The organism is Peribacillus sp. TH14 (genome assembly GCF_016651145.1).
Taxonomy (GTDB): Bacteria; Bacillota; Bacilli; order Bacillales; family DSM-1321; genus Peribacillus; species Peribacillus butanolivorans.
Genome location: NZ_JAEKEK010000001.1, coordinates 5,815,497 through 5,830,573 on the forward strand (window position 1 = coordinate 5,815,497; position 15,077 = coordinate 5,830,573).

12 protein-coding genes and 1 pseudogene are annotated in these 15,077 nt (G+C 33.4%); 3 read left to right on the forward strand and 10 right to left on the reverse strand.

Annotation, left to right across the window (positions count from 1 at the left end; translation table 11 throughout):
* Positions 1-3: 3 nt before the first annotated feature.
* Positions 4-159: a Fur-regulated basic protein FbpA gene (locus tag JFU50_RS27895; protein WP_083450699.1), complete on the reverse strand. Its 156-nt coding sequence runs from the start codon at positions 157-159 to the stop codon at positions 4-6.
* 228 nt (positions 160-387) lie between these two features.
* Positions 388-618 (reverse strand): flavodoxin domain-containing protein, encoded by a 231-nt coding sequence (locus JFU50_RS27900; protein WP_201254502.1) that lies wholly within the window; start codon positions 616-618, stop codon positions 388-390.
* Between the two features lie 567 nt (positions 619-1,185).
* On the opposite strand from JFU50_RS27900, the pseudogene JFU50_RS27905 reads away from it, so the two are divergent.
* Positions 1,186-2,212 (forward strand): annotated as a pseudogene (locus JFU50_RS27905) (serine hydrolase domain-containing protein).
* A gap of 421 nt (positions 2,213-2,633) precedes the next feature.
* Here JFU50_RS27905 and JFU50_RS27910 read toward each other — a convergent pair.
* The 3 genes from JFU50_RS27910 to JFU50_RS27920 all read right to left on the reverse strand — a co-directional run bounded on the left by JFU50_RS27910 (position 2,634) and on the right by JFU50_RS27920 (position 7,454).
* Positions 2,634-3,236, reverse strand: coding sequence for a nitroreductase family protein (locus JFU50_RS27910; protein ID WP_056523889.1), 603 nt, complete (start codon positions 3,234-3,236; stop codon positions 2,634-2,636).
* Positions 3,237-3,309: 73 nt separating this feature from the next.
* Positions 3,310-3,960 (reverse strand): DsbA family oxidoreductase, encoded by a 651-nt coding sequence (locus JFU50_RS27915; protein WP_201224974.1) that lies wholly within the window; start codon positions 3,958-3,960, stop codon positions 3,310-3,312.
* Between the two features lie 458 nt (positions 3,961-4,418).
* Positions 4,419-7,454 (reverse strand): efflux RND transporter permease subunit, encoded by a 3,036-nt coding sequence (locus JFU50_RS27920; protein ID WP_201224975.1) that lies wholly within the window; start codon positions 7,452-7,454, stop codon positions 4,419-4,421.
* 771 nt (positions 7,455-8,225) lie between these two features.
* Here JFU50_RS27920 and JFU50_RS27925 point away from each other — a divergent pair.
* On the forward strand, positions 8,226-8,624 hold the full coding sequence (locus tag JFU50_RS27925; protein ID WP_201224976.1) for a hypothetical protein: 399 nt from the start codon (positions 8,226-8,228) through the stop codon (positions 8,622-8,624).
* A 21-nt stretch (positions 8,625-8,645) separates the two neighbouring features.
* The gene (locus tag JFU50_RS27930; protein WP_201224977.1) at positions 8,646-9,215 is read left to right on the forward strand and encodes a hypothetical protein; all 570 of its coding nucleotides are present in this window, start codon (positions 8,646-8,648) and stop codon (positions 9,213-9,215) included.
* Between the two features lie 667 nt (positions 9,216-9,882).
* Here JFU50_RS27930 and JFU50_RS27935 read toward each other — a convergent pair.
* The 5 genes from JFU50_RS27935 to JFU50_RS27955 all read right to left on the reverse strand — a co-directional run bounded on the left by JFU50_RS27935 (position 9,883) and on the right by JFU50_RS27955 (position 13,865).
* Entirely contained in the window at positions 9,883-10,317 is a 435-nt protein-coding gene (locus JFU50_RS27935; RefSeq protein ID WP_201181267.1) for a protein-tyrosine phosphatase family protein, read from the reverse strand.
* A gap of 1,069 nt (positions 10,318-11,386) precedes the next feature.
* Positions 11,387-11,809 carry a hypothetical protein gene (locus JFU50_RS27940; RefSeq protein ID WP_201224978.1) on the reverse strand — a complete coding sequence of 141 codons (423 nt, stop codon included), beginning with the start codon at positions 11,807-11,809 and terminating at the stop codon, positions 11,387-11,389.
* Between the two features lie 416 nt (positions 11,810-12,225).
* A complete protein-coding gene (locus tag JFU50_RS27945) occupies positions 12,226-12,570 on the reverse strand; it encodes a hypothetical protein (protein ID WP_053345474.1) in 345 nt (114 codons plus the stop codon).
* Positions 12,571-12,759: 189 nt separating this feature from the next.
* A complete protein-coding gene (locus JFU50_RS27950; RefSeq protein WP_053345473.1) occupies positions 12,760-12,966 on the reverse strand; it encodes a hypothetical protein in 207 nt (68 codons plus the stop codon).
* 593 nt (positions 12,967-13,559) lie between these two features.
* Positions 13,560-13,865, reverse strand: coding sequence for a hypothetical protein (locus tag JFU50_RS27955; protein ID WP_201224979.1), 306 nt, complete (start codon positions 13,863-13,865; stop codon positions 13,560-13,562).
* Positions 13,866-15,077: the final 1,212 nt, after the last annotated feature.

The window sequence follows — 15,077 nt, forward strand, 5'->3', positions numbered from 1 at the left end:
TTTTTATTCACCTCTTAAGTGATTGAATTCTTTTTGGAGGACAACAATTGGAAGTTCATATAGTTGTTTATTATATTTTTTAAATATCCCAAATTTCAGAAGTTCTTGTATAAGCTGATCTTTTTTTACTTCTCCTTTTATACTTAATTGCGTATTCATCAAGCGGCCTCCTTTACAAATATGCAGACTTTTGGCATTTCGGGATGCTTAGCACCCGATTCCACGAGAGAAATCGCCATTTTTTCCTCTTGTTTCCCCATATAAAAGCATAAACTGCAAAATCTTCGCATTTCTTTATTTGATCATATGTAGAGCTTTCTTGATGAATTTTTAATATTTTCTCAAATACATGAAAACCATATTCCTTCATTTTATCGGAAAGAATAATTATTGCGGCGCAAGGTTTTGTTGGGTCAAGTCGCCGGCACCCAAAAATGCGACTTTTACTTCTTGAAAATCTACTTGTTCTATTTCTTCATAAAGTTCGTTTGCTTCATATGGCAAATCTTCTTTATTCCATGTATATAATCCAATAATGGCCAAATCAAAATCCTTTAAGGTATCTACTTCTACCGTATCCAATCTTTCCATATATACCTTACAGCCTGCAGCCTTCATTCTATAAACTTTATGATTACAGCCATTTTCTCGGTATTATCTGATAAACTTACGTAGCCAATGAATACCTTCATCTATATCACCAACCTAATTGAGAATCACTTTCAGTATACACTTAATATAAATGAAAATGATTCTCATTGTCAATTATTTATCTCCAAACTAATTCTATGCAGAAAGAACATCAAAACTGAAATAATATTTCTACAACAAAAAAAGGAAGACATAACACTCCATGATCTTCAAGGTTCTTTGCTAAAGTATCATCAATGGACAATAGGTTAACTACGATAACAACTAAAAATATGTCTGGCTTCAACTATCATGGTGCAACACAGACTCAACCACCTCAAGCAATCCTAGTAGATTTTCACTTGAACTTTTCAATAAACCCTCCTTTATTAGTATTAGTTAAATCGCTAGGATATCTCATTAATTTAGTAAATAATTCCATTCGATAAAAATAATGTGATAAAATTATTAGGAGTCCTGGAACAGTTAATTAAAATAGTAGCTAATAATTACTCAGTAAAAAAGATTGGTAAATCAGATATAGGATGTGTTTTTATGATAAATATAAATAAAGATATAGTAGATTTAACAAGTAAGATAGACTTTTCTGGTGTTATTTTAATAAATAATAAAAATAATTGCGTTTATGAGGTCAGCCTTTGGTTTTTCTAACAGAGCTGATGAAATAAAAAATAAAATTAGCACTAAGTTTGGAATCGCTTCTGGGTGCAAATTGTTTACAGCGGTAGCGATTTGTCAGTTAGTAGAAAAAGGAGATATTGCTTTCGAAACAAGGCTTAAAGATTGTTTAGACCTTAATTTTCCAAATTTCGATGAAGATATAACGATCCACCACCTTCTAACACATAGTTCAGGGATACCTGATTATTTTGATGAAGCTGTAATGGAGAATTTTGAAGACCTTTGGAAAGATAAACCGATGTACCTACTAACAAGTTTATCTGATTTTTTACCTATGTTTCAAAATAATAAGATGATGTTTACTCCTGGAGAAAGGTTTCATTATAATAATGCTGGCTATATTCTATTAGGACTAATTATTGAGCAACAAACAGGTATAAGTTTTACTAAATATATAGAAACGAATCTTTTTACAAAGTGTGATATGCATGATTCTGGTTATTTCTCTTTAGATAGACTACCTAAAAATACCGCAATTGGTTATATAGATTTAGAGGACGCTGGAACATGGAAAACCAATAATTATGCCGTCCCAATTCAAGGTGGGGCAGATGGAGGAGCATTTATTACGGCTCCTGATATGATGAAGTTTTGGGAAGCTCTACTTAGCTATAAACTTTTAAATGAAGAGACAACCCATCTACTTTTGACCCCTCACATTTGTGAGGAGGACGAAGAATATTATGGATACGGGATTTGGATAAGTAAGAAGGATAATACAATTTGTAAATATCATGTCATGGGTTATGACCCAGGTGTCAGTTTTAACTCTTCTTATTATCCGCAGTCTGGAATTACAACGGTCATACCTTCAAATAAAGATGAGGGGCCATACGATATATCTCAGACAATTGAAACTAACTATATAAAATTTGGATAATAACTCTTATCAATGATAAGCACAGACCACCATCTAAAATTTAAATGGTGGTCTGTTTACTATTAATTTAATTATGAGATGCCTTTCTTCAGCTGATAGATCACCAGTTCTTAAAATTCCCTACTAATTTACTATCCAGCTTAGCAAATGCCGACAAAAAAAGAGCCAGTTTTTACTACGTTAAAAGTAAACAGGCTCTTTTTATTTAATGGTTGGAATGTTAAATTAAGAAACTTGATATTTTTAGACTGTAATAGCCTTTTGAACAACATGACTATCCACATATTGATTAAATTTCACTATTTTCTTATTTTGAAGTTCCTAAACATGTACCAAAATCTGCTTGATATGCTGACGTAGATTCTGTAAAGACTTCAAATTGTAAATTTGACATGTTTTTTCCTTCATATACTTGCTTGTATTAATAAAATTTCACAACATCTTCGAAAGGTAAGAAGGTTTTTTCTCCCGGTTGTTCATTCGGCTCACCAAATGGCATTTGGGCTACTAAACTCCATTTTCCTGGAATATCCCAAGTTTTCTTTACTTCTTCATCAATAATTGGATTATAGTGTTGTAAAGATGCCCCAATACCTTCTGCTGATAAAGACATCCATATTGCATACTGCAACATTGCACTTCCTTGATGGGACCAATATGGAAATTGTTCTTTATATGATGGTGCTTTATCTTGCATTTGCTCTATTGTTTCTTGGTTTTCAAAGAATAGAATTGTACCTACTCCATCACGAAATCCTTGTAATCGTTCTACAGTCGCTCCAAAGTTCTCTTCTGGAACACGAGAACGAAGTGTTTCTTTAACAATATCCCAAAACTTTTCATGCTCGTCATTCATCACTACCACTATACGTCCACTTTGCATATTAAATGAAGATGGTGCATGTATTGCGGTTTTTAATACTTCATTGATTCTTTCTTTCGTAATATTTTCGTTCTTTTTCACCTTTCGAATGGAACGACGATTGATGATTGCGTCTTTTAAATTTGTTTTAGTTACTGACATTTTGATTCCTCCAAATTATGTTTAATGTTAAAATTATATATTCATAGATTTTTTCTAATAGTTTAAACCGTTATTAGCAATTTCCCTTCATATCACATTGCAAGCCATCAAATTCATTTTGTTTATTTTTTTCTGCTTCGTTCTCAATGGCTTGTGCTAACCTTTCTTTGCTAGCTAGTCCTTGAATAACTTCATCACCAATAATAAACGTTGGAACAGCCATAATGTTAGCTTCTTCGTAAGCATGCTTTAGAGCTTCTTGATGCACTTCGCGATACTTACGTGACACTAACGCTTCTCTAAAAGCATCCTCAGGCAGTTCAACTTCACCTGCTAATTTTGTTAATACTTCAATATCTTCAATATTTTGTTCCTCTTGAAAAAATGCCGTAAACACTCTGCTGTGGAACTCATTCCCTTTTCCATGCTCCTTTGCAAACTGACACCCTTCAAAAGCCAAATGTGTATATGGATGTGGAGAAACACGTGGTAAACGCATATCGACTCCGAGCTTTTTCGCAGTAGGAAGAATATAAGAATCCCATGAATTCAATTTTTCAGGCTCTTGCCATGGATCAATTTTGGAATATGGACTCGGACGCAATTCAAATGGCATCCATTCTACTTCTACATCTTTTTCCTTTACGATTTCATCTAAAGGACCTTTTCCTAAAAAACAAAATGGACATATGAAATCAGAATAAGCTTTAATTTTTACATTCATATTATATTCCTCTCTTTTTATCAATAGTTTCCACTTGTAACTTAATTAGTTACAATAAAGGTAAAAAAATATGCTTTCTCTACAATATAGAATGCAATTGATTAACTACACATTCACTGTGCAGCATTATTTGATTTAGTAGTGATGTAACTACTTGTTCCATTGCTTCTTGCGGTTGTTTTATTTATCACCTCTGCTGTAACTATTTTAGTTACAGGTTGAACGGAAGTCAACTATTTTTTAAATAAAATTTAAAAAGCATGAGATGATCATATGTATTTTGATATATATCTACGCTGAATCTAAAGGACTACAGGAAAAACAGACAAAGAATCTAAAGGCCATCTTCCCTATTCTTTGACTGGCTCTTGTAACTGTAAGTTTTATATCCATTTTACAGAAAAAAAAGTTTGTAAAGAAAGCGTCGCTTTCTCTACAAACTTTTTTATTAAGCTTCCTTACATCTCGATGTGTTCGTTAACGGGTTCTCTCTTTTTCTTTCTCTGTTTTTTCGATTTTTTATAGTGTAGCAATTCGTATATACATGGAATGACGATAAGTGTGAGCAGTGTAGAAACAGCTAGCCCGCCAATGACAACGATGGCTAAGCTTTGTGAAACCAGACTTCCTGTTTCTGCCTTTTTATATAAAAGAGGCAGCATTGCACAAATGGTTGCTACAGCCGTCATAATAATCGGACGGAATCTTGTAGCCGTTGCTTCAATAATTGCATCACGAATAATCATTTTTTGTTCGTTTTGTTTGACTCGATCCAGAAGCACAATCGCGTTTGTCACCACAATTCCAATTAACATAAGCGCACCCAACAGTGCTGTAATATCCACTGGAATTCGACTGATAACCAATCCTAACACTGCTCCAATAGCAGCGAACGGCAATGAAAATAAAATCGCGACCGGTGCTTTAATTGATTTAAATGTTATAACCATGATTAGAAAGACAATGCCTATAGATATTAACATGGTAAGGAACAAATCAGTAAAATCATCTGTTTGCTGAGCGCTAGCTCCTCCAACATATATATCTACATCTTTCGGAATAGCAAGGCCTTTGTTCTCCTTGTCTCCAAAAATCTCAAGATTTATTTTGCTTGCAATATCAGAAAGCTTAGCCGGATCTACGGTTGCAGTTAATTGAAGATACGTTTCTCCGTCTTTATGGAACTGGGTAGTTGCACTCTCTTCACTCTTTAAAGAAGCAACTTTTGACACCGGGACTAAACCACCATCTGTCATAATAGGAATATTCTTTAAATCCTTTGGTTTTTTAGGATCTAAGATTGGTTCAAGGACTACAGGTGTCTGCTTATCCTCCAAGGTAATATTGCCTATTGGGGTTCTATTAAGCATGATACCAAGTTGTTGCCCTATTTGTTCTGTGTTGCCTTTAGCCGGATCTACCTTGAATGAATAAATGGTTTTCTTTTCGTCTTGGTTCGTTGTAACATCTTCAATTCCTTTAATATCTTGAATATTTTGTTTGATCTTATTGGCTGTCGATTCCAAATCTTCAACATTACTGCCAATCACGTCTATCGTAATGTTCGTCTTTGATGCCCCCATCATAAATGAAGAAGCGGTGGCAGTAAGCTTCGCATCAGGATAGTTTTCTTTTTGCTTTTCGATTTCCCCCAAGATTGTATCTATGTTTGCTTTATCCTTCACTAAGATACCAAAAGTCGCTTCTGTAGGTGATGTGACAGCGCCATATTGAGCCGCTTCGGCAGAGTTTCCTAATTGCATGAACACATTATCCACTTCACTCATATCTTGAATCGTTTCTTCGAGTTCAATCGCTTTTTCTTTTACTTTATCAAAGGGCTGATCATTTGGATAAGTTAACGTCACGGAGACATAGTCAGCTGAAGAATTATCAATTGCTCCTTTTGGCATAGCAAAATATGTGCCAATTGAACCGACAAACAACAGCAATGCAACAATCAAGACCATCCATTTATGGTTTAATGACCAAGTAACCAACTTAGTAAAACGCTTAGCTGGTCGATGTTTTGGCAACTTCGCTTTCTTCAGCAATCCTGCACTCATTAACGGAACAACAGTTAATGCTACAATTAAAGAAGCTAGCAAAGAATAAGTGACCGTTAAAGCAAAAGGCAGTAGAAATTCTTGAAGCCCTCCGTTCAATAAAGCTACTGGCAAGAAGACGGCTACAGTAGTAAGTGTTGAAGCTGTTATCGCCACTCCTACTTCTTTTGTTGCATCCATAACCAATTGGATTGAAATCTTCTCTTGTTGCATTTTCCGGAAAATATTTTCAATAACAACAATACTATCGTCCACCAAGCGACCAATCGCTACAGCGACACCGCCTAGCGTCAATATATTTAACGTCACTCCTGACAATGACAGCAAAAATAACGTGAAGCCAAGAGATAACGGTATGGATACGATTGTAATAAATGTAGACCGTACATTTCGTAAAAAGACCATAATCACAATAGTGGCGAATAGTGCACCAAGTAGCACTTCTTTAACCATCGTCTGAACAGAAGTCTCCACCATATCAGCTGTAGATAAATAGATAGTTGATTTCTGGTCAGGATACTTTTCATTAATTTCTTTTGATACTTTTTCAACTTCTTTACTGATTGTGACAGCATTTGATTGGCTGTCCTTAATAATGCTTATATCAATGCTTTCTTTTCCGTTAAAACGACTAATGAGGTTACCATTCTTCGCTTCGTCAACTTTTGCTATCTCTCCTAGCGTGACCTTTGAAGTGACCTTTAGCGCTTTTAATTTTTCAATACTCGTTAAATCACCGATAACCTTAATATTACTTGTCTTCCCATCAATCACCTTCTCGCCAACGGCTAGAGCTGTATTCTGACCGTTAAGGACGCTCATTACATCTTGAATGGAGACTTTCTTTTTAGCCAATTGTTTATTATCCACTTTAACTGAAAGAACAGATTGAGAAACTCCAAATGTCTGTACATCTGAAACTCCTTTAATATCTTTATATAGAGGCTCTAATTCTTTCTTAGCAAAGTCTAGATTTTCAGCTGTTAATCCTTCCTTAAAAGTCACAGCAATAAATGAAATAGGAATCATTGAGGTATTAAGCTGTGTAACAGTAGGCTTTGCAATATTTTGAGGCAATGTTACATTGTCTAAAGCCTCTTGAACATCAAGTTTTGCTTGTTTCATATCAGATCCCGATTCAAAGAATAGATCTACTTTTGAAAATCCATCTCCAGTAGTGGAGTATACTGAACTCTTTCCTTTTACTCCTGTAACAACCCTTTCTATCGGATCTGTAACTTGCGTTTCCATCGTTTTCGAATCAGTGCCCTGCCCCATTGTGACAATCGTAACTTGTGGATTATCAGCAGATGGTAAAAATTCCATAGGCAGTTTAAAATAACTAACAACTCCTATCAACAAAATAAAAATGGTTACTAATGAAACAGCTGCCTTGTTCTTAAACGACCACTTAGTAAAAAACTCCATGTAAATTCCACCCCAGATTGCATATTTTAGAAAATAATACCATTTTAAATAATACCATATATTACTAATGTAAGTGAGTAAAATTTTTAGTTTTGAAATAAAATTTATTTTAAATTAATGCTCCCTTAATAAACGAACATAGAAAAGAGCGTGTTTTGAAAAATGATTGTTCAAAACCTGCTCTTATAATATTTAATCGAATATTCTTTAATAAAAAAGATTGATAATTTTCGTGTTCCTTATTTAATTACGCTACCCGTTAACTGAATAAGAATTGTCTCAAAAACTACTTTTTTCCCAATGTTCTTTAGCTTCGTTCAAATGAATTAATACTTCATTTGCCACCTATCGTATACATCCAATATTCATTATTTTCTTAAATGTATCTAAACCAGTGCCCAATATTATTTATTTATCGCATCAACGAACATACCCCATTGAATTTGCATTAGCTAACTGATGAAAACCAAGTTCTTACCCAATTCGGGCCAACGGTATCAATAGGAGCAGTTATCCGAATACTTTGTCGCGATTCCTTGAAAACTCCCCATCCATGTTTCAAACAGTGATGAAAGGTATTAACATGCTGTAGGGGGAAAATCCCCATTTTTACAGGGGAACATTAGCATAAATAGCCCTCACAAATGAGAAGAGTTTTTATCATTATTTTATACAAATGAACCCTTATTTTTATTTGAACCATTTTATTTCCATCGCATACATTATCAAAGATAAAAGCCCAATGTGTTTTGGTTATCAGGAGGAAATTATATGAGAAGAAATTTAAAGAAATACGGGCAAACTCTACAATTGGTGGGAGGAAATTTAGTTTATATCTCTAATATGGTACATCCTACTTATATTGATGGAATAATTTCTGATTATGACCAGTACTGTATAGATTTAAAAAATGCGATTAGTGTAGGACAGTGTAGTGTCCAATCTCTAGAGACTATTGTTCCCCCATATATTTTGGATGGGGAACATGGGTTATTAATAAAATCATTCAAGGAAATTTTAGATTGTTTGAATAATTTATTATGGAGAATTGATAATGAAACCCTAACAGAATTGAATGAAGACGATATACAAAATGCAATTTCCAAATTAAAAGACATCGAACAAGAGCTAAATGTGGCAACATTGAGCTTATTTAAAAAAATAAAGTAACAGCCAAGAAGGTGAGAAGTTTTGAACCAGTGGAAACCCGAAGAAGATCATATTTTAAATTCCTTACCTACTAATATTGGAGATAAGATTGATTTATTTGGTTCATTGATTGTTAACATAGGAAACATTCTTACTGTTCTTGGGATTGCAGTTGAAGCTCAAGAGGTAGAAGAAATTGAAGAAGTAGAGGGTTTAGAAAACCCCGATACATCAAGAGCAGGAACAGGTTCAGGAACAAGTTCAAGAAAAGGAAAAGGAAAAGGAAAAGGTTCAGGTTCAGGTTCAGATTCAGATTCAGATTCAGGTTCAGAATCAAATGTAGGCTTTGCATTAGCTTTAATAGGTGCCATTATAATTACAATTGGTGACTTAGTTTCATCAAGTGGTGTCGCGATTGAAATAGAACAATCCGCTATATTAGAAAAAAAAGAAGAACAAGAAGCAAAGGAACAAAGTAGGAAAATGAGGAAAATGGAAAATCAAATCACCTCATTGCAAAAGGATGTGAACTCATTACTCCAAGTTTCCGAATCCCTAAAAAGAGAAGTGATTTTCTTACAAAACGTCATCTATCCTAATTATCACCAATAACAATCATTTTGTGTTCAACAAAACGTGATAATATAAATAGCTATCAGTTTGTAGGAAATTTATAATGAATATTCGACATAATGGGCAGTTCCCTTTGTATATAGCAATTATATTTCGTCCCTAAAAAACCTTTATATATTTAATAAATTATTATACTCCTTTCATAAGGAGTTTTTGCTATTTAGCTCTTTTTCTCTAATGAAAAAATGCTGAATTTCATCAAATACACACACGAACAAACGTTCTTTTATGAATAAAAAAATCCCATCCCTATATTTTATTCAACTTTTATGAAAGATCTTTAGTTTTCATTTGCAATTGCCTGATTGATATACAAAACGCTATAAAAAAGCATGGGAAATCAACAGTAAATAAGGCAGCTTCAGTGTGAAAAAAGCTGCATCTAAAGATTTATCTAAATTAAGATTCACAAGTGTAGTTGTTTTAAAGACCGGACATTTCAACTTTCACTGGTTGAATAATAATGGCATTAGCAATCTGCAGCATATTTTTTCTCCTCATTGCTATCTGGCGGATAATACCAAGAGCTTCTAGTTTTTTATCATACAAGTTCCAAAAACGACTAAATGATCGAGCTCCGATTGAATATAGTCTTTTTTTATAACTGTCTATTTGACAGTGATAAGTACATACATGGGTCTTTTTCTTACAGGTTTAAATAATTTTCATACTGAGTTAGCAATTGCAGATAGTTTTCAGTGGGTTTTATATCAGGTTTTTTTTGTTTAACCAAGTAAAGGGCCTCTTCTCGATTTAATCTATATTTTTGCATATAAAATGCAGTAATGATAAAGCCCAATCGTTGTATTCCTAAAGTATCGTGAATTAATATTCGATAGCCCTGGTCAAACAATTGATTAAGCTGTTTGATCAAGTTATCGACCAATTCTAAACTAGGAGTTACCCATATAGTAATAGGAACCCATATCATTATTCTTCTTGAAAAATCAAATGGAGGACGATCAGGTTTCGTACGTAGGTTCACGATGACTGATATATTTCTCTGAACAAAACCCCAATCATCGGAAGAAATTCGTCCTCCAATGTACAATCGTCCTGGTATCATCTCCACAAAACCCATTTACATGGCCACCTACTCCATATTTTTAACTAATGCATATTATGATGGAATACAATTTAGTATTCTTAAAAAATCACCCTCGACTTTAGAGAACGAGAAGACCTAAGCTTTGTTTACTTAGTAGAGGGAAAGTCTTCTAGTGTAGTTCTTTTAAGTGGTAATTCCCTCCATATTTTGATACCTCCATGAATAATAGTCATGCAAATTCGTATATTTTTATGATCATATTGCCATTGATTTTTTATACTGAATTTAAAAGAATGAAGGAATATATGAATCAAAATATTTATTAAACAAATGGGAGATAAAAGAAGAAAATTTCTTTACCATCTCGGGAGATAGACATACGTGGATTGTATAGAAAAAATAAAATTAAACCAGAAATAACTTTTATAAGACATCGAAGCGAATAAAACAACTGTAATCTTTAGGTCTTTCATAGAAATGATTAATTACCTCTACGAACACATTGAAGATGATATTGATGTATGTGAATTTGAATATGAGATATCTGCTAAACGCGCTAAAGAGTTATTGAAAACCTGCTATAAAGGAAAAAGCCGATATTAGATACTTGTAAAAATTCAAATAGAAAAGAAGATTTTTAATCTTTAGAGGTTACTCTGAAGTGGAAATTGAAGAGCTTTAAGAATTATTACGGGTTACAAAACATTAACCACCCTTCACAATCCCTAAAAAATAAAAAGGGAATAGTAGCGGCCATACCCAATTAGTATGGTCGCTTATAAATGAAATCGGGATGTATGAGCTGCGAACTGCTTGTGAATCTCATTTCACATTAGATTCATTGTTGCTAAGAAGACTTCTAGTGTACTTGGTTTAATCCATTGACTATTTCGAAATCCCCTTTGAATTTAGAGCTTTTGCAATCTCGATTTTTCCTTAGCTAGTACTTACAAAGCACCTTGTAATTCTAAGTGGTTCCTAGAAAAGTTTGTGAAAACATAGACTAAATCATCCTACATCTTTTTACCTTCCCTTACTTAGGGAGCAGTTTTATTTAGTTATAATTGCACTTGCTTCTAAAAGGTATAAGTATAACTTAAGTTTAAACCTCTCTGGATAGATATATTGCCTCAACCTCTTTTTCAGTAAGATTGAATTTTACAGAAGCTTTTTTAATGGATTCTTCCATGCTTTCAATCTCTCCAAAGGTATTTCTAACAAAATCATAGATCATTAATTGGACCTTTTCTCTTTTAGCGTCTATATTAACTTTATTTGGATGTAAATCTGGTGTAAGTTGTACAGCTCTACCATTAATAGCCTCTATAACTTCACCAACTATTTTCCATCGATATTTCATTGTTAAATGTGCTACTTTTACGTAATAACCTATTTCATCCTTATTTACTACCCAATCACCATTAGGATGTTTTTGTTTTAAAAATTGGGTTACACTAACACCTGTACTTGTTTTGTGATTTTTTAGTGTTTCCAATGTAAAAATTGATAATTGACTACTATCCATTTTATCAACTCCCTTTGTCCTATAAATTCGGCACAAGGAGATAATTTCCTGCAAATGAAAAGCACCCATTATTATGCTTTCGAATTATCATTTTAAAAAGTCTCTCATTTCTCTAGCCATAATTTTAAATTTATTAAATATTCTCTTCTAGACTTGCATCCTTTTAACGTAGGTATAGCCTAGCCCAAACCGACACCAAGTTTGATTATTACTGATTCACGCAACATTAATAATTTATTAAGTTTGGTCGTTCCTCCTCGTTTTTTTCAAGATCATTTAATATTACATAAATAAGTTTCAATGTATTCGTGTCATCAACTCCTGTCGCCTACTCAATTTGACAAAAGAGATAATCCCCTTTTATTAAAAAAGGCAAAAGCACCCAATGAAATGAGTGCTTTGAACTAAAATGATTACTATTCATTTAGGTATGTTTTGAGTTTCTCTTTATCAGAAACATGAATCCAAGGTAAATCAAGATTATCATCATTAATACCAGGCGTGATAACACGAGTATATAAAAGGTCATAAATACAATCATTAATTAAAAGGGTATCTTCATCTGATATTCTTTCTCTATTGGTTATAGTACCGCCACCTGAATGTTCAGTTACCCCAAATATTAAGCCTTGTTGTTTTAAAGAACTCCTAATCACTTCTCTAATAGCCTCTAGACTAGTTAACGGGAATACATCAAGGTGTTTAACAATCATTCTTAAAATATCCTCTTTAGTTAAAACCAGTTCACTATTTTGTCGCAATTATCCCACCCCCTCTCGTCATATTCTCCAAACGACAGGTTATTTCCTTCTTTATCCATAAAAAGACGACTCTCTCTTCATGAGTGCCGTCCCTTTGCTTATTATAAATTTTCTATGCCTTAATCAAACAACATTTCGACTAAAGGAGATAATTTCCTGCAAGTAAAAAACACCATCGCAAGGATGCTCCTACATTGGTTCAAAGCTTTTCATTTTAAATTCATTTACAGGCCGATTAATCGACTTTCCTAACTTTATATTAAGTTCTTGGTAATCCTTAGTATCATCAGGATCAATATCTTCTCTGACGTTTAGTATCTCGTATCGGTCATATTTCTCGGGAGTAAGACCTCCGTCAACATGAATAAAAAGCCTATATTTAACTCTCAGATTCATTTTTACCATCTCCTTTATCTAACAGTTCGATATTAGGAGATAATTTCCTGCTTATTTCCTCCTGACAGCTCTATCAAATTACTGATCAGCATTATAAATAGCTATATCTCTCGTAAGATCACTAGTCTAATTAGTCGGTATGGATACGAAGAAATACATAATTATTTTAATCCTAGATTGAGAAATAGATGTGAGGAGTTATTAAAATTTTATTTAGGTGATAGAACATGAACATTAATATTGAGGTCAACTTACACGCAAAGGGAAATATTTTTTACAGAGTGGAGTTTTCCAGTCGTCGGTTCACACTACAAGAATGATCCAGATTGTACAGCTGCAATTACCGCCTACGAATGGATTCAGCAGATTCAAAGTGAATACGGATCTAGTTAGGATTTCAGGAAAAAAAGTGTTTTTAACGGAGATAATAATATTACGGAGTTAGTTAAGAAGGTTACACCTATAATTCAGGATGATTTACCTTTTTAAATAAAAATAAGCCCTTCTTAAAAGATAAGGGCTTTAAAATAAGAAGTATCTGTACAATTTCATATAGGCGCTCTCAAAGTTTCTATTAGCCACTAACTTCTTTTTCAATAAGGGTAGTATGAATATGGGGCTGGGTATGGAGCATATCCTGGATATCCATAATCATATCCATAATAGCCATCATATCCACCACCATAATAGGGCCCTGCAAGCAACGCTCCTGCAGCAAGACCTCCTAGAAAAGGAAATCCAAAACCAAATGGTCTCCCAAATCCAAATGGCCTCCCAAATCCAAATGGTCTCCCAAAACCAAATGGTCTCCCAAAACCTCCAAAGTGACCCCCACCACCAAAACCAATTCTTCTTAAATCAATTGCATTTATATCTTCGTTTTTTATTAAATCATACATTTTTAGTAAATCCCCCTCAATTCTTTATTTGATTTAGATTATGTAAAGATAAAGAAGATGTTTAGGTTCATTACCTAGAAATATGTACATTCGTGGAGTTTTACTTCTTGTTACTAACTACATTTATCAAGAAATATAATACCCCCTCTCGGTAGGAGAGGTCCTGTTAGTTTTAACCCTTGATTGAGAAATAGATGTGAGGAGTTATTTGAATTTTATTTAGGTGATAGAACATGATCATTAATTGAGGTCAACTTACAGGCAAAGAGAAATAACTTTTTACAGTGTGTTATAGTTTTCCAGTCGTCGGTTCACACTTAAGCAAATATGTTTGAGTGAATGGAGAATCTTTATTAGGTAAATTGTGAAATCGGGGTTTTTTCAATGGCTAGAGGATTTTGGACAGACAAGTTTATCTATGCCTTGTATCACCCTCTAAATTTTTACTTTTAATCTCAATTTCTATTTTTTTAATGCGAATCCATATTTCTATGCTTATCAAAAAAATAAATCAAACTAACAATAATCACCATAATAATTGAATAAAGAACAGCCTTAATAAAAGTGAAGTCTAAAATAAAATAGGAAACCATTAATAAAACAACAAATAATAATATGTGCTTCATCATCTCATCACCTCATTTTTAACAAATTAGTATTTTTAGAAAAACGGTTCCACGATAGTGGACTTCTTATATCAGTTCTTAACCTGCCCCCAGATTTTTTTAAAGATTTAGTAATTATCCCCACTTTTCCGATCTCATAATTCCCCATAATATTAGAGGTCTCTTTCAAAACTTCTATGCTATTACTATATTAGGGGTAAACCAAAAATTAGCCAAACACTTACTCAAGTAATTCAACATCATCATATGCATCAAAATCAATAAAAACTAACCTTGAATCATTTACACCACCATGATTTAAATCTAGTACTTTGCATAGATGGTGGTAGCTTCATGCCAAAGTCTATTTTATTTAATGCATTCAGTCGTATATTAAAAAAATCTGAGTTGCCTTCTCTGCCTATCCTTACGTCATACACATACGGTGCCCCTACTTAAAGCTGGAGCAGATATGAAATATATTCAGGAAAGATTAGGTTATGGCAGCCTTGCTATAACTTTTGATGTTAACGCACATATAAGCAAAAAGATAGAAAAGACAAACATGGACAAGTTTGAAAAATACATCAATAGAATAATTGATGTA